23 protein-coding genes are annotated in these 19047 nt (G+C 67.5%); 15 read left to right on the top strand and 8 right to left on the bottom strand.

What is annotated here, in order from left to right; genetic code table 11:
• The first annotated feature begins 10 nt into the window (after positions 1–10).
• Complete coding sequence (locus tag EV652_RS04230; RefSeq protein WP_132207574.1) at positions 11–478, top strand: ribose-5-phosphate isomerase; 468 nt, start codon at positions 11–13, stop codon at positions 476–478.
• Here EV652_RS04230 and EV652_RS04225 read toward each other — a convergent pair.
• A complete protein-coding gene (locus EV652_RS04225) occupies positions 442–660 on the bottom strand; it encodes a hypothetical protein (protein WP_132207573.1) in 219 nt (72 codons plus the stop codon). The two genes, EV652_RS04230 and EV652_RS04225, sit on opposite strands and share 37 nt — an antisense overlap.
• Before the next feature lie 10 nt (positions 661–670).
• Here EV652_RS04225 and EV652_RS04220 point away from each other — a divergent pair, with 10 nt between their 5' ends.
• From EV652_RS04220 to EV652_RS04195, 6 genes are all read left to right on the top strand, one after another.
• Complete coding sequence (locus EV652_RS04220) at positions 671–1498, top strand: Fpg/Nei family DNA glycosylase (RefSeq protein ID WP_132207572.1); 828 nt, start codon at positions 671–673, stop codon at positions 1496–1498.
• Positions 1499–1561: 63 nt separating this feature from the next.
• On the top strand, positions 1562–2656 hold the full coding sequence (locus EV652_RS04215; protein WP_132207571.1) for a PP2C family protein-serine/threonine phosphatase: 1095 nt from the start codon (positions 1562–1564) through the stop codon (positions 2654–2656).
• Positions 2657–2738: 82 nt separating this feature from the next.
• A complete protein-coding gene (locus tag EV652_RS04210; protein WP_242001539.1) occupies positions 2739–3197 on the top strand; it encodes a hypothetical protein in 459 nt (152 codons plus the stop codon).
• Between the two features lie 51 nt (positions 3198–3248).
• On the top strand, positions 3249–3686 hold the full coding sequence (locus tag EV652_RS04205; protein ID WP_132207570.1) for an SRPBCC domain-containing protein: 438 nt from the start codon (positions 3249–3251) through the stop codon (positions 3684–3686).
• Complete coding sequence (locus tag EV652_RS04200; protein WP_242001538.1) at positions 3683–4186, top strand: ArsR/SmtB family transcription factor; 504 nt, start codon at positions 3683–3685, stop codon at positions 4184–4186. Before EV652_RS04205 ends, EV652_RS04200 begins: the two co-directional genes overlap by 4 nt.
• 37 nt (positions 4187–4223) lie before the next feature.
• On the top strand, positions 4224–4664 hold the full coding sequence (locus tag EV652_RS04195) for a nitroreductase family deazaflavin-dependent oxidoreductase (protein ID WP_132207569.1): 441 nt from the start codon (positions 4224–4226) through the stop codon (positions 4662–4664).
• Here the strand turns inward: EV652_RS04195 and EV652_RS45705 are convergent.
• Positions 4661–4792, bottom strand: coding sequence for a hypothetical protein (locus EV652_RS45705; protein ID WP_255512565.1), 132 nt, complete (start codon positions 4790–4792; stop codon positions 4661–4663). The two genes, EV652_RS04195 and EV652_RS45705, sit on opposite strands and share 4 nt — an antisense overlap.
• A gap of 180 nt (positions 4793–4972) precedes the next feature.
• Between EV652_RS45705 and EV652_RS04190 the strand changes: the two genes are divergently transcribed.
• The 3 genes from EV652_RS04190 (at position 4973) to EV652_RS04180 (ending at position 7663) form a co-directional block, all read left to right on the top strand.
• Entirely contained in the window at positions 4973–5701 is a 729-nt protein-coding gene (locus EV652_RS04190; RefSeq protein WP_132207568.1) for a CDP-alcohol phosphatidyltransferase family protein, read from the top strand.
• The gene (locus EV652_RS04185; protein WP_132207567.1) at positions 5702–6538 is read left to right on the top strand and encodes a hypothetical protein; all 837 of its coding nucleotides are present in this window, start codon (positions 5702–5704) and stop codon (positions 6536–6538) included.
• Positions 6539–6760: 222 nt separating this feature from the next.
• Positions 6761–7663, top strand: a complete 903-nt coding sequence (locus EV652_RS04180; protein WP_132207566.1) for a 1-aminocyclopropane-1-carboxylate deaminase/D-cysteine desulfhydrase — start codon at positions 6761–6763, stop codon at positions 7661–7663.
• Positions 7664–7665: 2 nt separating this feature from the next.
• Here the strand turns inward: EV652_RS04180 and EV652_RS04175 are convergent, their stop codons facing one another.
• The gene (locus EV652_RS04175) at positions 7666–8424 is read right to left on the bottom strand and encodes an XRE family transcriptional regulator (protein WP_132207565.1); all 759 of its coding nucleotides are present in this window, start codon (positions 8422–8424) and stop codon (positions 7666–7668) included.
• A 213-nt stretch (positions 8425–8637) separates the two neighbouring features.
• Between EV652_RS04175 and EV652_RS04170 the strand changes: the two genes are divergently transcribed.
• The 3 genes from EV652_RS04170 to EV652_RS43915 are packed head-to-tail and all read left to right on the top strand — an operon-like array spanning position 8638 to position 9166.
• Positions 8638–8853: a hypothetical protein gene (locus EV652_RS04170; RefSeq protein WP_132207564.1), complete on the top strand. Its 216-nt coding sequence runs from the start codon at positions 8638–8640 to the stop codon at positions 8851–8853.
• Positions 8850–9011, top strand: coding sequence for a hypothetical protein (locus tag EV652_RS46455; RefSeq protein ID WP_500784484.1), 162 nt, complete (start codon positions 8850–8852; stop codon positions 9009–9011). Before EV652_RS04170 ends, EV652_RS46455 begins: the two co-directional genes overlap by 4 nt.
• Complete coding sequence (locus EV652_RS43915) at positions 9008–9166, top strand: hypothetical protein (protein ID WP_158441086.1); 159 nt, start codon at positions 9008–9010, stop codon at positions 9164–9166. The genes EV652_RS46455 and EV652_RS43915 overlap by 4 nt, the downstream gene beginning before the upstream one ends.
• On the opposite strand, the gene EV652_RS04165 is transcribed toward EV652_RS43915, so the two are convergent.
• Entirely contained in the window at positions 9163–10314 is a 1152-nt protein-coding gene (locus EV652_RS04165; RefSeq protein ID WP_132207563.1) for an AAA family ATPase, read from the bottom strand. The two genes, EV652_RS43915 and EV652_RS04165, sit on opposite strands and share 4 nt — an antisense overlap.
• 54 nt (positions 10315–10368) lie before the next feature.
• Here EV652_RS04165 and EV652_RS04160 point away from each other — a divergent pair, with 54 nt between their 5' ends.
• A complete protein-coding gene (locus tag EV652_RS04160) occupies positions 10369–11322 on the top strand; it encodes a Gfo/Idh/MocA family protein (RefSeq protein WP_132207562.1) in 954 nt (317 codons plus the stop codon).
• Between the two features lie 395 nt (positions 11323–11717).
• Complete coding sequence (locus tag EV652_RS04155) at positions 11718–12239, top strand: hypothetical protein (protein ID WP_199237988.1); 522 nt, start codon at positions 11718–11720, stop codon at positions 12237–12239.
• A 228-nt stretch (positions 12240–12467) separates the two neighbouring features.
• On the opposite strand, the gene EV652_RS04150 is transcribed toward EV652_RS04155, so the two are convergent.
• From EV652_RS04150 to EV652_RS04135, 4 genes are all read right to left on the bottom strand, one after another.
• Positions 12468–12968, bottom strand: a complete 501-nt coding sequence (locus tag EV652_RS04150; RefSeq protein WP_132207560.1) for a GNAT family N-acetyltransferase — start codon at positions 12966–12968, stop codon at positions 12468–12470.
• A 130-nt stretch (positions 12969–13098) separates the two neighbouring features.
• Positions 13099–14970, bottom strand: a complete 1872-nt coding sequence (locus EV652_RS04145) for an ABC transporter ATP-binding protein (protein ID WP_132207559.1) — start codon at positions 14968–14970, stop codon at positions 13099–13101.
• 115 nt (positions 14971–15085) lie between these two features.
• Positions 15086–16750, bottom strand: a complete 1665-nt coding sequence (locus EV652_RS04140; RefSeq protein ID WP_242001537.1) for an ABC transporter ATP-binding protein — start codon at positions 16748–16750, stop codon at positions 15086–15088.
• Positions 16751–17076: 326 nt separating this feature from the next.
• Complete coding sequence (locus EV652_RS04135) at positions 17077–18975, bottom strand: phage tail protein (RefSeq protein WP_132207557.1); 1899 nt, start codon at positions 18973–18975, stop codon at positions 17077–17079.
• Positions 18976–19047 lie beyond the last annotated feature (72 nt).

Genomic DNA, 19047 nt, shown 5'->3' with positions numbered 1-19047 from the left:
ATTGCAGGCCATGCGAGTGCACATCGGCTCCGACCATGCCGGCTTCGAACTGAAGAATCACCTGGTCCAGCACCTCAAGGCTGCCGGACACGACGTCGTCGACCACGGCCCGGCCGTGTACGACGCGGTCGACGACTACCCGCCGTACTGCCTGCGGGCCGGTGAGGGGGTGGCCAAGGACGAGGGCAGCCTCGGCATCGTGATCGGTGGCTCCGGCAACGGTGAGCAGATCGCGGCCAACAAGGTGAAGGGGGTCCGGGCGATCCTGGCCTGGAGCACCGACACCGCGCGGCTCGGGCGCGAGCACAACAACGCGAACGTGATCAGCGTCGGGGCGCGGATGCACTCCGAGGACGAGGCGACCGGGTTCGTCGACACGTTTCTGGCCACCGACTACTCGGGTGAGGACCGGCACACCCGACGGATCGACATGCTGTCCGCCTACGAGTCGACCGGCGAGCTGCCGCCGTTGCCTTGAGCCTCCGGCTTGTCGTCATCGGCCGGCTCCGGCTCGGAGGGCTTCGGTTCGACCGGGCGGCGGTTGACCGGGTGACGTGGGCGGGAGACGTCACGGGCCCGCATCGAGCGGCCCGTGCCGACGACCGCCGGGGTGGGTGGGCCGCTGCGGCCCTTGGCTCCTGACGAACCTGTTATACCCATAAGAGGAATCATGCCTGAAGGTCACACCCTGCACCGGCTGGCGAACGACGTCTGGGACGCGTTCGGCGGCCGCCCGGTCCAGGCGTCCAGCCCGCAGGGCCGGTTCGTCGACGGCGCCGCGCGGCTGAACGGGCAGGTCCTGCGCCAGACCGAGGCTCACGGCAAACACTTCCTCGCCGACTTCGAGGGCGCAGGCTGGCTCCACATCCACCTCGGCCTGATCGGCAAGGTCGACTTCGGGCCGGCCCCGGTGCCCGAGCCGGTCGGTCAGGTCCGGCTCCGCTTGCAGAACGAGACGTCGTACGCCGATCTGCGCGGAGCGACCGTGTGCGAGGTGCTGACCGATCCCGAGCGCGAGGCGTTGATGGCCCGGCTCGGTCCGGACCCACTGCGCGACGACGCCGACCCTGAGCTGGCCTGGAAACGGATCCACCGCAGCAAGCTGCCGATCGGGCAACTGCTGATGGACCAGGAAGTACTCAGCGGCGTCGGCAACGTCTATCGCGCCGAGGTGCTGTTCCGGGCGAAGCTGCATCCGATGACACGCGGCCACCTGGTGAAGAAGCGCGAGTGGCAGGGGATGTGGGACGACCTGCTCGAGCTGATGAAGTACGGCGTCGAGACCGGCCGGATCGATACCGTGGCCGACGACCACACACCCGAGGCAATGGGCCGCGATCCACGTCAGGACGACCATGGTGGCGAGGTGTATGTGTACCGCCGGCAGGGGCAGCGCTGCCACGTCTGCCATTCGGTGGTCCGGACCGAGATATTGGCCGGACGCAACTTGTTCTGGTGCCCGAAGTGCCAGCGCACCGGCCTCACGCGCAAGAGCTGACATTCATCAGTTGTGTTACGACTGGATGCGCGGACCAGCCAGTGCCGTTATCTTCTTCACACCATGAACAGGAGTGGCGGTCTCGCTGAGGTACGACGGATCGGCCGCCGGGTCGAATGGCTGGGGCGACGTGCCCGCCGATCCCATCGGCTCGCCTTCGTCGCGCTGGCGCTGACGACTGTCGTCTTTGCCGTCTCCAGCCTGGTCTGGCAGACGTTGGTACCGGCCTCCTTGCTGATCATCCCGCTGGTGCTCGGCGGCCTGCTGCTGAGGTTCCGCGAACTGGTGGCGCTGACCGGGATCACGGTGACGTTCGGCGCGTACGTCGTCCTGTCCCGCGGACTGACGCTGCCCCGGATCGGCTTTGTGCTGGTCCTCGCGGTCATCGGCTGGATCATGCTGACCAATGCCAAGGTGCGCAGCCGGCTCGGAGTGCCGGGGACGCGCGGTGAGTCGATGCTGATGGAGTTGCGCGACATCCTCACCGCGCAGGGCGAGTTGCCGCCGCTGCCGGCCGGCTGGCTCGCCGAGGTGGCGATCCGCTCGGCCGGCGGTTCGACGTTCTCCGGTGACTTCGTCGTGTCGACGACCCGCGGCGACGTACTCGAGGTTGCACTGGTCGATGTCTCGGGCAAGGGAATCGACGCGGGGACCCGGGCGCTGCTGTTGTCCGGAGCGTTCGGCGGACTGCTCGGCGTCGTACCGGAGGAGGAGTTCCTGCCATCGGCGAACCGGTATCTGCGGCGCCAGGACTGGGACGACGACTTCGCCACCGTGGTGCATGTCGCCGTCGATCTGAGGACCGGGAACTTCGACGTTCGGACGGCCGGTCATCCGCCCGCGATCCAGTTCGACGCGTGGTCGGGGCGGTGGCAGACGCGGGACGCCGACGGGCCGTTGCTCGGGCTGATGGAGGCGCCGGAGTTCTCGGTGAACCACGGGCAGTTGAAGCAGGGGGACGCGTTGTTCCTGTACAGCGACGGGATGGTCGAGACGCCGCTGCGGGACATCGGCCGGGGGACCGACCGGCTGGCGGGGGCCGCGGAACGCCTGGTCGCACAGGGGTTCCAGGGCGGTGCCGATGTGCTGGTCGACGCAGCCGGCGGTCCGGGGGACGACTCCGCGATCGTGATCATCCACCGCACGGCGCTCGGCTGAGGCCGCGGTCCGCGGATGCCTAGCGGATGCCTTCGCGGATGCCTCCGCGAATGGCTCTGGGGATGGCGTAGCCTGCACGACCGTGACGATCGACAAGGATGTCTCCTTCGACGCGGATGCTGATCGGGCTGCGCCGGACGTCTCGTTCGGGGAACTGCTCGCCCTGATGCCGGACTCGGTCCGCGATGCGTTCCCGCCGTACCGATGGCAGCTGGAGAAGCTGTGGGAGCTCGACCTGAAGGTCGAGCCGGTGGAGGTCGCCGATCTGATCTGGATGTTCGACCTGCCGCTGTGGCAGCTCGACGGCGAACGCTTCAAGGTCACCCCGAACCAGGTCGCCGCCACCCCGATGAACTTCCGTGCCCCCTACCAGCGCGTGATGGATGCCGACCTGGAGCGCCCGATCAACCTGGTCGCCTACCGCGGTCGCCTGGTCGTCCTGGACGGCGTCCACCGGTTGCTCAAGGCGCACTTCCTGCGCCGCCGCTGGATCGAGGCCACCATTGCCACCGCGACCCAGCTTCAGTCCTGCGCTCCGTGATGTGCAAGTGGTGACTTGCACATCCTGCTGTCGAGTGGCAGGGTTGGAGGTATGGAGAGCAGGGTGGAGCGTGAGGTGTACGTCGAGGCGCGGCCGGAGGTGGTGTGGGCGGCCGTGACGCAACCGGAGAACTTTGCCCGCTGGTATGCGTTCGGCGGGGCGGAGATCGACCTGCGGCCGGGTGGGCGGCTGGTGATGCGGTGGGACGAGCACGGGGAGTATCTCGGGTTCGTGGAGAAGGTGGAGCCGGGGCGGCGGTTCGCGTACCGGTACGCCGTCGATCCGGGTGTGGATCCGATGCCGGGGAACTCGAACCTGGTGGAGTTCACCCTCACGCCGGAAGGTGAGGGGACCAGGCTGCTGGTCGTGGAGAGCGGATTCGATCGGCTGGAGGTCTCGGCGCAGGAGCAGCTCAAGCGGGCCGACGAGTCGGCGCAGGGCTGGGATGGTGGTCTTGCCGCTCTCACGGAGCTGGCGCCGTCGTTGTGAGTGACGTACTGGACTCGTCGCTCGGCTCCGGGGCTCCCGCCGTACGCGTGGACGGGGTGCTGGGGGCGTTGGGTGATGCAACTCGGCGGGCCGTCGTGGAGTTGCTGGCTGCCGGTGGTGGGCGGACGGCGACGTCGTTGGCGGGGGAGTTGCCGGTGACACGGCAGGCCGTAGTGCAGCATCTCGCCGTACTGCGGGAGGCCGGGCTGGTCGAGAGTCGCCGGTTGGGCCGGGATGTGCGCTTCGAGTTGTGCTCTCAGGCGCTGACCGAGACCGCGGCCTGGATCGCGGATGTCGCTGCCCAGTGGGACAGCCGGCTGGCCGTGATCGCGGAGATCGCCGAAACGGCACAGGTCGAGGCCGTGCTGTCCGAGAACCCGGCGTCGCCCGCTGATCTGTCCGCTAGCCCCGCGACTCAGTCTGGCAGTCCCGCGACTCTGTCCGGCGGTCCGGCGACAGCCCCACGAGCTGTCCGGGAATCGGGCGGCGACGCGCGGTGATTGTTGATGGTGACGCATCACCATTATGATCGGTCACATGACATCGAACAGTGACGACTACGCCCCGAGCCCGACCGGCTGGGTTCGCAACCAGGTGGAGAAGGTCGAGGCGGCCGGGACCACGGGCGCGGTCGACATCATGGGCATGCCGGTCGTGCTGCTCACCATGCGCGGCGCCAAGTCGGGCAAGCTCCGCAAGGTGCCGCTGATGCGCGTCGAGCACAACGGTGTGTACGCCGCCGTCGCCTCGCTCGGCGGCGCGCCCAAGAACCCCGTTTGGTACTACAACCTGAAGGCCGACCCCAAGCTCACGCTGCAGGACGGCGACGTCACCAAGGAGTACGTCGCCCGTGAGATCGAGGGCGAGGAGTACGACGAGTGGTGGCAGCGCTCGGTCGCGGCCTACCCGCCGTACGCCGAGTACCAGACCAAGACCTCCCGCAAGATCCCGCAGTTCGTGCTGGAGCCGGTCAACTAGACCCGGTAGCTGAGCCACACCATGCTGGAGCCGGCGGCGATCTTCACGACGCCGTCGGTCACCCAGAGCACCCGGTACCGGATGCCGGGGACCAATAGGCCGACCTCGACGACCACGCCGCCGCGCATCAGGGGAAGGTCCGGGCCGTCCTCGTAAGGTCTGTGAACAGATCCACGGCGGAAGGGTACTGGGTGAGCGAAGCAGCCCAGCGGTTGTGAGACGCTGGGGCCGGCGCGGTTGCGTTGACCGGGCCCGGCGCGCGCTGCGTCGACCGAGTTCTGGGAGTCGTCCTGACCACACACGACGCGGTGCAGGAACCGTTCGTCGGGTCGACGCGGTTGCGTCTGGCCGGACTGGCACTGCATGCCTATACCGCGAGCGGAACGGTGCTCGCGCTGCTCATCGTCATCGCCGCCATCGACGGGGACGCCGTCCGCGCGCTCTGGCTCGGTCTGGCCGCACTGGTGATCGACGGGACCGACGGGATGCTCGCACGCCGGTTGCGGGTGAAGGAGACCATCCCGTGGTTCGACGGCGCGATGCTCGACAACATCGTCGACTACCTGACCTACGCCTTCGCCCCGATCGTGCTGCTCTGGACCGGCGACTACCTGCCGTCCGGCGGCTGGGGCGCGGCGCTGGCCGCGTTGCCGTTGCTTGCCTCCAGCTACCAGTTCTGCCGGGTCGACGCGAAGACCGACGACCACTTCTTCCTCGGCTTCCCCAGCTACTGGAACGTGGTCGCGTTCTACGTGGTGATCCTCGGCCTCAGCCCGGTCACCACCGGCGTCATCCTGGTGGTCTGCTCGATCCTGGTGTTCGTACCGGTGAAGTACGTCTACCCGTCTCGGACGAAGGCGTTCCGGTCGCTGAACCTGCTCACCACCGCGATCTGGCTGGCGTCGTACGCCGTCCTGCTCGCCCAGATGCCGAACCCGAACGCCATCGTGGTCGCTGTCTCGCTGTCGTATCTCCTGTACTACGGGGTCCTCAGCCTGTACCTGACCTTCTGGGTACCCCGACGCAAGGTCGCGTAAGTGCTTCTTGGTCTCGGCGCGGCACTCAGTGCCGCGGTGCTCTTCGGTATCGCCTCGATCCTGCAGGCAGTCGGTTCGCGCAAGGTGCCGACCGAGTCGGAGCTCGATCCGCGGCGGCTCGGCGGGTTCATCGTCGCGTTGCTCAAGCAACCGGCGTTTCTTGCCGCGCTGGCGCTGAACCTGGCCGGCTTCGCACTGCATTTCGTTGCCCTGCGCCTGCTTCCGCTCTACCTCGCCCAGGCCGGGATCGCAGCCAGCCTGGTGGTCACCGCCCTGCTCGCGACCCGGCTGATGTCGGACCAGTTGAGCGGACTCGAATGGTCCGCAGTGATCGCGGTCTGCGTCGGCCTCGGCCTGCTTGCCGTGTCTGCCGGCGACGCGGGTGACAGCGCCCGCCACCAGGGCCTCACCATCGGCATCATCGTCGGCCTCGTGGTCATCGCCGTACTCGGTGCCCTCGCCAGTCGTTCACAACACGGCATCTCCACCGCCCTGCTCGGTCTCTTGGCAGGTCTCGGGTACGCCGGTGTCGCCATCTCAGCCCGGTTGCTCGAGGACGGCTCGATCAGCGAGCTGCTCCGCAGCCCAACGACGTACACCCTGCCGATCAGCGGAGCGCTCGCCTTCATCCTCTACTCGCTGGCACTGCAACGAGGTTCGGTAACGCTCGCCACCACCCCGATGATCGCGCTCCAAACGATCACGCCCGCCGCCGTCGGAGTCTTCGTCCTGGACGACGCCGTCCGCTCCGGCTGGTGGCCCGGCGCCATCGCCGGCTTCGTCCTCTCCGCAATAGGCTCCCTCATCCTCGTCCGCTTCGAATCCGTCAAGGACTAGCTGATCTACCCACGCACCACTACGCCCGCTCCTACGTCGCGTGCTCGCCGGTGCTCCCGCCCGCCCGGTCTTGCGTTGCGCGCTGCCACGCGCTGTGCGCGGACTCCTTCGTCGCCCGCTCCGCAACTACCCCGTGGTGTCGCCAGCAGGTGGATCTGCAGCAGACCGTGGACGGTCGGCAGCGGTCGAGCGACCGGGGTGTCGTCGTGCGATGCTGGGGTGGTGCGTGAGCTTCAGTCGGTCGATCTTCAGCTTCCGTCGCCGGTGTCGGAGCTTCACGACGATCGCCTGGCCAGTTCGGCCGTTCGTGTCCTGCTCAAGCGTGACGATCTCATCCACCCAGAGATCCCCGGCAACAAATGGCGCAAGTTGAAGTACAACATTTCCACGGCGCGCGAACGCGGCTTGGATACGCTCCTGACCTTCGGCGGCGCCTACTCGAACCACATTCGGGCGACCGCTGCGGTTGGCCACTACGGAGGCTTCAGGACGATCGGCGTGATCCGGGGCGAGGAGCATGTGCCGCTGAACCCCTCGCTCGCCTACGCCACGGCCCGCGGTATGCGGCTCACCTATCTCGATCGCACCACTTACCGCGCCAAGACCTCGGATGCTGTGATCAGCTCTTTGCACCGAGAGTTCGGTGATTTCTACCTGCTCCCTGAAGGCGGCAGCAACAGTACGGCTGTACTTGGATGCGCAGAACTGCCAGCTGAACTGAAAGAGCCGTTCGACGCGCTGTTCTGTGCGGTTGGTACCGGCGGAACGCTGGCCGGCGTCGCAGCAGGAATGGCTGCGCATCAACAGGTGGTTGGCGTTCCGGTGCTGAAAGGCGGCGAATTCCTCGAGGATGAGATCGTCGAACTGCAGCAGGCGACGTACGGCTCACGAGTTGGCACGTGGCGCCTCGAAGGCGACTACCACTTCGGTGGCTATGCGAAGCGGACACCTGAGCTGGACGACTTCATCGAGGATTTCGACACGAGACACGGCCTGCTGCTCGATTGGGTCTACGAGGCAAAGATGATGTACGCGCTCTTCGACCAGGTCACTCGCGGAGCGTTCGCCAGAGACACGACGATCATTGCCCTCATCAGCGGATCCGTTGGGGTCCCCGAGCTGTGAGTTCAACCCTCGAGCCATTCAAGGCGCCAGTCGCCAGAGTTGACGTTGAACTCCTTGTCGAATCCGAGCCACCGGCCTGTCATCGAGCGCCCCTGTGGACTGACGACGAGCTGGATCGTTCCGTGGTACACGGCCCCTCGGTAGTAACCCACAGATGACGTTCGCTCGGTCCAGGTCCCGGTGGCGATCGCTCCGCTGAGGGACAGGTCCAGCGTGAGCCTCGATCCAAGTTCCCCTGGATCATTGGTACCGAGTATCCGGCCACCGGAGTGGCGTAGCCGGACCGTGTGCTCGCCGTGCAGCTCCTCACCTCGGCCGGACGAGTAGTAGGTGTACCGGGAGACCCACGAACCGGTCAGGTTCCCACCGGCCGCATGAGCTGAGTCCGTCCACCTGAAGTCCGCCAGGTCGGCGACGAGATCGGCAACGGAGCATTGGTACAGCTCCGCCAGCCTGGCTAGCACTTCGAGCGACGGCGCGTAGCCGGTCGCCGCCGGCCACTGCTCCCAGTAGGAGAAGTTCTTGAAGGTCTTCGGGTCGGCGGGCCATCGCTGGTTCCACCGGTCCGCGGCATCGCGTTGGCTCCAGTCGTGAGCGAGGCGGAAGGCGACGCGTGGGTTGACGCCGTACCTGTCGGAGAATGCTTCCGCTACCTCGACCCAAGTGGAGCCCTGCACTCGCAGTTCGGCGGCCCAGTGTCGCCGCTGTTGGCGCAGGCTCGTTCCGGCTGCGGCGGAGCGAGGGGAGGGGTCGATACTCACCGTACCCATGGTGCCACGAAACGTCCCTGTCAGGCGGGGATAAATGCCTGGAATGATCACAGACCGCCTCGGTGGTTTCGGTGGGTGACTGACGGCAGAGTCTGTGGTGAGGCCAGGGCGGTGGGTGAGCTTCGAGTGCGTAGGGCGGTGCGCCGTCTTCCTGCCCTGTCGCCCTGGCCGTTCCAACTCGCTGCAAGATCTACGGGGGCAACGATGAACCAGTCGGCACCGAGAGAGCCAACGGCTGTGCTGGCGGAGGTGCGAGGGATCCTCGATGTGCACCGCGCCGCCGAAGACACGATCCGGATGCTCCGCGGGTTGCTGGATCCACCGCTCAAGCAGCGTCCGGTCAAACTCACCGACCGGGGCTGGCCAGTACTGCGGTCAGCAGCCTGGGTGGGCGATGACGTCCCGGAGAGGCTGAGATGAGCAGCGACGCGCTCGACCCCGATCTCACACCGCCGCGTCGGTTCTGGCTTGTACGACGCCATCGTGGGGCCGCCGAAAGCGAGACAGGGATTGTTGCCGAGGGAGCCGTCTGGAGCAGCGGGCAGGTCGCGCTGCACTGGCCGGGGCACCTGTCGTGACCTCCTCGTGGACGTCACTGGATCAGTTGATCGCCCACCAGAATGGCGGTCGGACCACCATCGAATGGATCGACAAGGACAACGTCGACTGGCCGAGCGAACACAGAGACGCCGCGTGTGTCGAGTACGACGGCGGCGCGATCTGGATTCACTAGCGGGACGGCCACTTCCAAGGTGGTTCGTCGAGGGGGCCTTGGTCGGCGATGGTGGTGGCGCCGTGGTCTTTGATGAGCTCGATGGTCTGTAGGTCGTCGGCGAGGGCCTCGAGTGAGGCGAGGAACGGGCGGGAGTGGGTGACGACGATGACCTGCGCCTCCTTTGCGGCGGTGACGACGAGGTTCGCCAAGGCGGGCAGGAGGTCCGGGTGCAGGCTGGTCTCGGGTTCGTTGAGGACCAGGAGTTCGGGCGGTCGTGGGGTCAGCAGGGCGGCGACCCAGAGGAGGTATCTGAGTGTGCCGTCGGAGAGTTCGGCGCCGGACAGCGGCCGGAGCAGCCCGTGCTGCCGGAAGGCGATCTCGAAGCGGCCCGCGGCGTTGACGATCTGCACCTGGCTGCCCGGGAACGCCAACTCGATCGCCTCGTCGAGGGCTCCCTTGGCCCCGATCTCGCGAATGGTCTGAAGCGCTGCCGCGACATCGGCACCGTCCGGGCCGAGGACCGGCGTACGGGTGCCGATCTGGACGCGTCGTGCGGGTGCGGCGGCGTCGGTGCGGAAGTGGTCGTAGAAGCGCCACGAGCGGAGCCGGTCCCGGACGGTCAGGAGTTCGGGGGCGCGCTCGGGGTCGGCGAACTCGCTGAGCATGCTGTCGAACGTCTGCAGGTGATGTCCGCCCCGTTGCCAGTCGCCGTCATTGGAACGGATTCGCACCTCGCGGTTGACGCGCTCCACCAGCAGCGCGGCTGGTCGCAGGAAGGGTCCTGACCAAAGCGCTTCCCGTTTGATCTCCGGATCGAGATCGAACACCGAGCCGTTCGGCACCGGTAGCCCGAGATCCATCAGGTAGCCGTAGTCGTCACCCGCGAATCCCATCCGCAACCCGACCGACTTGGTGCGGACGGTCCCTTGCACCGGGCGGTCTTTGCGGACGTGCTCCGGGCCTGCCCACAGCGTCGATTGGAGGCCGCCTTCGCGGGCCAACGCTGCGACGGCGCCGTTGCGGGAGGCGTCGGCGAGGAGACGGAGTGCGCGGTAGAGGCTGGACTTCCCGGTGCCGTTCGCGCCGGTGACGACGTTCAGACCGCGCAGGGGCATGACCAACCGCCGCAGTGACCTGTAGTTCTCCACCGCCAGCGTCGTCAGCATGTCCGTCACGCTACCGGCCTGCTCCGACAGGACTCGTCGCGAGAGACTGGCCGCATGACTTCGACTCCGATCCGCCTCGGCATCGTCGGACTCGGCGCGATGGGCCAGGGGTTGTTCACCGCGGCCCTCCCGCACCCGGACTTCGTTGTGTCGCGGGCAGCCGACCTCGACCCCGCCATGATCGCGCGCCTGGCCGCCGAGCACCTTGGCATTGTGTTCAGCACCGAGCCCAAAGACGTGATCGGTGCGGATGGGGTGGACGCGGTCTACATCGCGACACCACCCGGTACGCACGCGGCGCTCGTCGTACCGGCTCTGCAGGCCGGGCAGGCGGTGTTCTGCGAGAAGCCGCTGTCGGTATCGGCCGCTGACGCGGAGGCGATGCTGTCAGCCGCGAAGGCGAGTGGCCGCGCGGCGGCGGTCAACTTCTCGTTGTCGGATCGGCAATCCACCCGGTACGTCGAAGCGGCGATCGCGGACGGTCGAGTCGGTGAGGTGCTGGCGGTGGAGATCCGGCTGGCCTTCCCGGTCTGGCCGCGTGAGTTCCAGGCCGCGGCGACCTGGGTGGGTGAGCGGGCGCAAGGCGGGTTCGTCCGCGAGGTGTTCTCGCATTTCGCGTATCTGACCGATCGGCTGGTCGGGCCGCTGGAGTTGGTTCACGGCGTACTGGATCATCGCGGTCCGGGCAGCGAGACGGCGGCGTACGGCCTGATGCGGGCCGGCGACATCCCGGTGCAGTTGACCGGTGTGGTGGGCGCTCAGCCGACGACCTATGAGTGGGTACTGCGGGGGTCGCGGCAGTCCTATCGCCTGAGCAACTGGCGCGACCTGTTCGTTGCTGAGGGCAACGGCTGGCAACCGGTCGACCTCACCGGCGAACCCGGCTCGGAGACCACCCGCCTGTCCCTGTTCGCTCGCGCGATCCGCGGCGAGCAAACCCCCGACCTGGCCGATTTCGCCAGCGCCTACCGAGTCCAACAGGTCGTCGAGGCCTTCCACAGCGCCTAGGTCTACCTGCGCGCTCCTTCGTCGCCCGCTGATCGTCCGCCCGGTCGAGTCGCGTGGACGTGGAGTGACTGAGGCGTTACTCCAAGCGGCTCTCCTCGCAAGCCGCAGGTCGGTGCGGGCCGCCGGATCACGGCCGTGACCTCAGCCGAGTTCGAGCATGAGCAGGCCGAGGTCGCAGCGGCTGATCGGCCTTGCTCCGCCGGTTCGGCCCCACGCTCATCCGTTGTGGATGACGCGTGGAGGTGACGCGCGCACCAGTGTGGAGCGCAGGCATATCGACGCCTCCTGACAGCACCCACGGACCACAAGCCGAGATGACTTTGCGGCTGTGAGCGGGGATGCTCAGGAGAGGAGAGGGAGAGCGGAACATGGCAATCGGACCTGTACAGCTCATCGTGCTGGGATTCCAGCACCCTGAATTCCACGGTGAGATCATCGCCGAACTCGAACGGCTCCGTGAGAGCGACACCGTCCGCGTGATCGACTCGCTGGCGGTCTACAAGAGCGCGGACGGCGACCTGGAGGCCGAGCATCTCAGCAACCTGTCCGAGGACGAAGCGATCGAGCTGGGCAGCAAGATCGGGGCGCTCATCGGCCTGGGCTTCGAGGGCGAGGAGGGCATGGTGGCCGGCGCGGAAGCCGGCGCCGAGGCGGTTGCCGAGCAGGGCGGTGTGAGCGCGTTCACCGCCGAGGAGGCCTGGGATGTGCTCGAGGAGATCCCGAATGACTCCGCCGCGGCGCTCATCCTGCTGGAGCACCACTGGGCAGTGCCGCTCCGGGATGCCATTGCCCGGGCCGGGGGGTTCCGTATCAGCGACGGTTTCATCAGCCCACTGGACCTCATCGAGATCGGGCTGGTATCGGCTGAGGAAGCCAAGGAACTGCACGAGATGGAAACTGCGGGCGCCGCACGCTGACCGAGCGCCGTCATTCGCCACCGCACAGGGAGGAGGAGAACCGATGCTTGGATCACGCAGGGTCGCGCGCCGGACCGGGCGCCGCACCGCGCGGCGTGTCTCCCGCCGCAGGTAACGGCTCACAGCGAGTGGCCCCGAACAGCGGACCGCTTTCCCACGCGCCCGGGCGAACTGCCCGGGCGGCAGCCGCCTGCCTTGCAGGCGTAGATCGATCCGATGTGCGAGCTCTTAGGCAGAGGTCCAGGCAAGTTGCTTGCGCATGACCGTGATCATCGTTTCGTAGCGGGTGACTGTGCCGTCCGGCGCCTCCTGGTCCCAGGATCCGGGCTCGCGGCCGGTGACGACGTAGCCGAGGCGTTCATAGAGTGCGCGCGGGCGTGACTCGTTCTCGTCCACTCCCAGTTCGGCCCAGGTGAGGCCGCGTCCGCGGATCCGCTGCTCCAAGGCGCGGACAAGGACCGTTCCAATGCCACAGGAACGCAGCGGCGCATCAACCGAAAGCTGCCACAGCACTGGGATACCCGAGGGCTTGGCGTAGTCGACCCCGCCGGTCGCCACCGGAATACCCGAGGGCGGACAGACTGCGAGGAAGTCGACCTCGCCGCGCTTCGCCCGGTCGAGCGCGGTGAATGTGCCCTGACGATAGGTCGCTGACCACCCGGAGAAGCCCGGATGCAGGTCCTCGGCAGTCAGGTCTCTCACCGTCAGCGGTAGCACGACTTCGGGCATACGCGTCACCTTGTCACCCTTGGGCCGGCCACCGCCACAGCATTTCCAGTACCCGTCTCCGTGCCCAGGGAGGAGCGCGCAGAGTGGGCGCGTGGGTCAGACCAACCCACGCGCCCACCTCCACGTTGGCTCAGGCCAGGGAGTCTTCCCAGGCCTGGTGGAGGCCGGAGTAGTGGCCTCCGGTGGTGACCAGGTCGGTGGGTGCGCCGTCCTCGATGATCCGGCCGTATTCGAGCACCAGCACGCGATCCGCGGTCTCCACCGTGGACAGCCGGTGCGCGATCACGATCGCCGTACGGTCGGCCAGGATGGTCCGCAGCGCGCGCTGGATCAGCCGCTCGCTGGGGATATCCAGGCTGGACGTCGCCTCGTCGAGGATCAGTACGGCGGGATCCGCGAGGAACGCCCGGGCGAACGCGACCAGCTGCCGCTGGCCGGCGGACAGCCGGCTGCCGCGCTTCTCCACCTGTGTCTCGTAGCCCTCCGGCAACGCCATGATGAAGTCGTGCGCGCCGATCACCTTGGCCGCCTCGACCACCTCGTCCAGCGTGGCGCTCGGCTTGCCGAACCGGATGTTGTCCGCGACCGTGCCGGTGAACAGGAAGTTCTCCTGGGTCACCATCACCACCCGCTCACGCAGGTCGTCCTCGGTGAAATCACGCAGGTCGGTCCCGTCCAGCAGCACGTGACCGCTGGTCGGGTCGTAGAACCGTGCCACCAGCTTGGCGATGGTGGTCTTACCTGCACCCGTCGTACCGACCAGGGCGAGGGTCTGACCGGCCGGCACGTCCAGGTCGAGGCCTGGCAGTACCGGTACGCCGTCGACGTACTGGAACCGCACGTTGCGCAGCTCGAGGTGCCCGCGGGCCTTACCGGGACGCGCCGGCTTGACCGGCTCCGGTACGTCGGGCTTCTCGTTGAGCACACCGGACAGCTTCTCCAGCGCCGCACTCGCGGACAGGAAGGTGTTGTAGAACTGCGAGATGTCCTGCAGCGGCTCGAAGAACTGCCGCAGGTACAGCAGGAACGCGGTCAGCACACCGACCGTCACGTGCCCGTGGTAGGCCTGGTAACCGCCGTAGGCCAGGATCGCGACGATGGTGATGTTGCCGACGCCCTTGATCGACGGCATGAAGATCGCGTTCAGCCGGAACGACTCCAGGTTCGCCGCCCGGTACCGGTCGTTGACACCATGGAAGATCTCCTCGTTGCGCGGCTCCCGGCGGAACGCCTGCACCGCGCGGATCCCGGTCATCGACTCGACGAAGTGCACGATGACGAGTACGACGGCCTCGCGGGTCTGGCGGTAGACGACGGCGGACCGGCGCCGGAACCAGGCGGTGATCAGGATCAGGGCCGGGAACGACAGCAGCGCCAGCAACCCGAGCTTGAAGTCCAGCGTCAGCAGCAGGATCGCCGTACCGATCAAGGTCAGCAGCGCCGTGACCAGGCCATCGAACCCGTTCGCCAGCATCTCGTCGATGACGCCGACGTCCGAGGTCATCCGGGAGATCACCCGGCCGGAGGTGTACTTGTCGTGGAATGACGGGCTGAGCCGCTGGAAGTGGTCGAACACCCGGCGGCGCAGGCCGAGCAGGATGGTCTGGCCGAGTTTCCCGGATCGCATCAGGAACAGCTGCCGCGCGAACGCCTGCAGCAACGCCATCGCGAACACGGTGCTCACGACGGTGATCAGGGTCGTCGCACCCTCACCGGCCAGGATCGGCGGGATGCCGTTGTCGATGCCGAGGTGGACCAGGTACGGCACCGCGAGCCGGGCGCCGTTCTCGACGATGACGATCGCCACCAGCACCCAGATCATCTTGTGGTGCGGGCGGAGCAGCTCGCCGAGCAGCTTGCGGGAATCCTCCTTCAGCCGGATGGTCGTCGCCCGCGTCAGCTCCCGGTCGCCCTCGTCGTCGAAGTACCCCCGCCAGGATTCCTCGGCCGGCCGCTCCTCCTCGGTCTCAGCCTTCGGAGGTGTCTGCTGGGTCGTGGTCATGAGGCCTCCCGGCCTGGACTGAGGAGCGCAGGGAGCGCAGCGACTGGAGTGACGAGGGAAGGCCGGGAGTCGAGCCTCATGACCCGCGGCGCCGGAGGCGTCGCCATGAGCACAGTCATGCGTGCACCTCCTCTTCCTCGGCCGCGAGCAGCAGCCGGTACGCCGGGACGTCGGTGAGCAGCTCGTGATGCGTGCCGACGTGGGTGATCGTCCCGTTCTGCAACAGGGCGACCTTGTCGGCCAGCATCACCGTCGACGCGCGGTGTGCCACCACGATGCCGGTGGTGTCGGCGAGCACGTTGCGCAGCGCCTCCTCGACCAGCGCCTCGGTGTGGACGTCGAGTGCCGACAGCGTGTCGTCGAGGACCAGGACCGCGGGCTTGGCGAGCACGGCCCGGGCCAGTGCGAGTCGTTGCCGTTGGCCACCGGACAGCGACATGCCCTGCTCGCCGACCCGGGTTTCCAGGCCCCACGGCAGGTCCTTGACGAACTCGGCCTGGGCGACCTGGAGCGCCTGCTCGATATCGGCCTCGCTCGCGTCCGGCCGGCCGAGAGTGAGGTTCTCCCGGACGCTCATCGAGAACAGCGTCGGGTCGTCGAAGGCGGAGGCGACCGCGCCGCGCAACGACTGCAGGGTCAGGTCGCGCAGGTCGTGCCCGTCGATGGTGATGCGCCCACCGGTCACGTCGTACAGGCGCGGCACCAGTGCGGTCAGGGTGGTCTTGCCGGACCCGGTCGCACCGACGAGGGCGAGCGTCGTACCGGGGGTGAGGTCGAGGTTGACGTCGTGCAGGATCTCGGGGGAGTCGGGTGAGAACCGGAAGCTGACGTTCTCGAACCGCAGGTGGCCGCGCGGGTGCTTCAGCTCCTCATCGCCGGACTGGATGGTGGACCAGGTGTCCAGGATCTCGCTGATCCGGTCCGCCGCGGTCATCGACTCCTGCGCCATCGCCAGGATGGCGCCGAGTGAGGTGACCGGCCAGATCAGCGACAGCATGAGCGTGATGAACGCGACCAGCGTGCCGAGCGTGATCGCTTGCCGGCCGACGGCGAGCGCGCCGAGCAGCAGCACGATCACCAGGGTCAGGTTCGGGATCACGCCGAGGAAGCTCCAGAACCTCGACGCCAGCCGGACCTTCGCGACCGAGGTGTCGTAGAGGGAGACCGCGCCGTCGTCGAACTGCCGCTGGACGTGCTGACGCCGGCCGAACGCCTTGATCACCCTGAAACCGAGCGCGGACTCCTCGATCTGGGTGGCCAGGTCGCCCTGCTGGTCCTGGACCTGGCGCGAGATCACCAGGTACTTGCGCTCGAACTTCAGCGACACCACGATGATCGGCACCGCCGCCGCCAGGACGACGACGCCGAGCGGCCAGTACAGCCGCAGCAGCAGGGCGGTGACGACCGCCAGTTGGAGGATGTTCATCACCAGGAACAGCAGGCCGAAGCCCATGAACCGGCGAATGGTGGACAGATCGGTGGTGACGCGGGAGAGTAGCTGGCCACTCTGCCAGCGGGTGTGGAACTCCATCGGGAGGGACTGCAACCGGACGTAGAGGTCGTGCCGGAGCGTGGCCTCGAGGTCACTGACCGTCCGGGACTGGGCCCAGCGGCGGACCCAGACCAGCAGTACTTCGCTGATGCTGAGGCCGAGGGCGAGGAGAGCGAGGGGAACCAGCAGGTCGAGTTCGCGACGGGTGACCGGACCATCGATGATGGCGCGGGTGACGAGTGGGACGGTCAGGCTGACCCCGACGCCCAGCATGGCGGTGGAGAACATCACCGCCAGGCGCCACTTGTGCGGTCTGAGATAGGGGCGGAGCCGCCAGAGGTTGCGGCTGCGTTCGGGTGCTCGGGTGGTAGGGGCTGCAATCGACGGCGCTTGGGCAGGTCTTTCTGACGGCATCTGGACGGGCGCACTTCCCATCATGCTTGGCGTAGAAGGAGGGTCGCGACCGGAAAACGGCGCACTTTCCAGTATCGCCTACGGGTAAGCGCTTGTCTTTCGAATTCCATTCCTTGGTGATGAATTACCTCGTGTCGCAATAGGCGACCCCCGCCACCACGCGGTGACGGGGGTCACAGCCATTACGGATCGCGATAGGTCTAGGGATTGACCCTGAGGAACGCGATGCCGTCGATGGTGGCCGGGGCGGTCGAGGTGGACACGATCTTGACCGCGCCGGTCCGGAACGGGGTGATCGGAAGGTAGGTCACCTTCCGGGCTGTGGTGGTGGCTGCCAGTGAGACTGTGCCGATCTTGATGTTGGCGTGGTAGACGTCGACGCGGCCCTGGCCCGGGCCGTGGATGGCGACCAGCGCGATCCGGGCGCCAGCCTCGGTCGCCTTGGTCAGGTAGGCGCCGTTCGCCTTGAGGATCGAGGTGGTGCCCTGGAACGCGAGCGTGCTGGTGGAGCGGGTGACGGACCCGGCCGACGTCAGGGCGCGGTCGTCCTGGGGCACGACGCTGCAGATCTGCGGCGACCAGGCGGACAGATTGCCGAGGTAGTCGCGGGAGCGGACCAGGAAGCACTCGTCCCAGCCCAGCCGGGGTGTCCAGGAGATCGACGTGATCTTGGTGTTCTGCCAGGTTGGCGGGTAGATCCACTTGCCCAGGGCAACGCCCGGCGCGGCGACCTTGTAGACGACGTCGTACGACGCCACGTCGGTGTCGTCCTTGTAGGCCCAGCGGAAGGTGACGGGTGCGGTCACCGCGACCCGGTCGCCGATCCGCAGCGTGACCAGCGACGGCGCGGTCCCATCGACCTCACTGCAGTACGACGTACTCCACGCGCTGAGGTTGCCCGCGTAGTCGCGCGCCCTGACCTGCCAGCACGTGTCGGTGCCGATCGGTGCGGTGTAGCTGGCGCCGGTCGTCTTCAGACCCTGCCACGAGGGGACCTGGTTCCAGGCGCCGTACGGCGAGGTGCGGTTAGGCCGCTGTTGGATGCGCAGGTCGTACGAGTCGACGCCGGTCGCGGGGGAGTTGGGGTCCTGCGGGTCGGTGAACGCCCACTCGAACGACAGGCTCGTGTTGTCGCGGATCCGGTCGCCCGCCGACGCGCTGGACAGTACTGGCGCGACGGTGTCCGGTCGCTGCTGCGGGTCCCCGGTGAGCCAGCTCAGCGTGATCACGCGCGGTTTCGAGTCCGGGTCGGCGTACACGATCTTGGCCAGGCCGGAACCGTCGGCGCGGAAGCTGGCGGGGGTGCCGCGGACCGGTCCGTAGCGGCGCTGACCGAGTCCTTGGTCGTTGAGGTCAGTGACGAGCAGGTCCTGGTCGGTGGTCTTCTGGACCGTGAAGCCGTTGCCGAGCTGGGAGTCGGCCGCGACGGTGAGGTTGCGCGGGGCTTCTGGGCCCTTCACGTCAACGACCTGGTTGCAGCCGCTGAGCAGCGCCCAGCGACCGTTGACGCGGTCCGGTCCGACTGTGCACGCACTGGCGACCAGGACGGTCTTGACCGTGCCTGTGGTGAGGTCCTTGCCGGTCAGGTGGCCGGGCTCGGTGATCTTCCAGACGGTCGAGTCGGACATGGCGAACGGCGGTGCGAAGTCGGCCGCCTTGGTCTTGGTTGCTACGTCGTACACCTCTGCCGTGGCTGCGTTCGGGGTGCGGTGGGAGACGAGCTTGCCGCCCTTGCCCAGGATCACCTCGTCGGCCGCAGGGAAGGTGAGGCCGTTGACCTTGGCCGAGCCTGCTTGGAAGCTCAGCAGGCTCGAGCCCTCGAGTTGGAAGGGCTTGGTGTCGTTGGAGCCGCCCGTCGCGGTCCAGGTCGTGCCGTTGTTGCTGGTCTCCCAGAGGGTGTGATCGACCAGGTCTGTTGTGACCACCCGTGCGCCGGACAGGCCGACATCGCCGACCTGTGCCGTGGCTGTTCGGTTGGCGACCGGTACGCCCACGCCCAGGTGCTCCGGCGGATCGGCGGCCATCACCTGACTCGCCACCACCGGTACCAGCACGAACGCACAGGCGACCGCGGCCACCTTGACCCGCAACCTGACCACAGGAACCCCCTTGGCGCACTCCCCAGCGCGCCCTCGACACAGGGCGGCACCTTAGCCAGTAACCACCGGTAA

Source organism: Kribbella steppae (assembly GCF_004342025.1).
In the GTDB taxonomy this organism is placed as follows: domain Bacteria; phylum Actinomycetota; class Actinomycetes; order Propionibacteriales; family Kribbellaceae; genus Kribbella; species Kribbella steppae.
This window is presented reverse-complemented; position numbering and strand designations above follow the sequence as displayed.

Excerpts from the sequence above, each read along its gene's own strand:
- EV652_RS04140 (WP_242001537.1), bottom strand. The coding sequence starts at position 16,750 with ATGTTCTCCACCGCCATGCTGGGCGTCGGGGTCAGCCTGACCGTCCCA.
- EV652_RS45705 (WP_255512565.1), bottom strand. The coding sequence starts at position 4,792 with ATGCGCGGCGGCGTGGTCGTCGAGGTCGGCCTATTGGTCCCCGGCATC.
- EV652_RS46455 (WP_500784484.1), top strand. The coding sequence starts at position 8,850 with ATGAGCAGCGACGCGCTCGACCCCGATCTCACACCGCCGCGTCGGTTC.
- EV652_RS04145 (WP_132207559.1), bottom strand. The coding sequence starts at position 14,970 with ATGACCACGACCCAGCAGACACCTCCGAAGGCTGAGACCGAGGAGGAG.
- EV652_RS04150 (WP_132207560.1), bottom strand. The coding sequence starts at position 12,968 with ATGCCCGAAGTCGTGCTACCGCTGACGGTGAGAGACCTGACTGCCGAG.
- EV652_RS04160 (WP_132207562.1), top strand. The coding sequence starts at position 10,369 with ATGACTTCGACTCCGATCCGCCTCGGCATCGTCGGACTCGGCGCGATG.
- EV652_RS04170 (WP_132207564.1), top strand. The coding sequence starts at position 8,638 with ATGAACCAGTCGGCACCGAGAGAGCCAACGGCTGTGCTGGCGGAGGTG.
- EV652_RS04165 (WP_132207563.1), bottom strand. The coding sequence starts at position 10,314 with ATGCTGACGACGCTGGCGGTGGAGAACTACAGGTCACTGCGGCGGTTG.
- EV652_RS04215 (WP_132207571.1), top strand. The coding sequence starts at position 1,562 with ATGAACAGGAGTGGCGGTCTCGCTGAGGTACGACGGATCGGCCGCCGG.
- EV652_RS04225 (WP_132207573.1), bottom strand. The coding sequence starts at position 660 with ATGGGTATAACAGGTTCGTCAGGAGCCAAGGGCCGCAGCGGCCCACCC.
- EV652_RS04205 (WP_132207570.1), top strand. The coding sequence starts at position 3,249 with ATGGAGAGCAGGGTGGAGCGTGAGGTGTACGTCGAGGCGCGGCCGGAG.
- EV652_RS04230 (WP_132207574.1), top strand. The coding sequence starts at position 11 with ATGCGAGTGCACATCGGCTCCGACCATGCCGGCTTCGAACTGAAGAAT.
- EV652_RS04195 (WP_132207569.1), top strand. The coding sequence starts at position 4,224 with ATGACATCGAACAGTGACGACTACGCCCCGAGCCCGACCGGCTGGGTT.
- EV652_RS04220 (WP_132207572.1), top strand. The coding sequence starts at position 671 with ATGCCTGAAGGTCACACCCTGCACCGGCTGGCGAACGACGTCTGGGAC.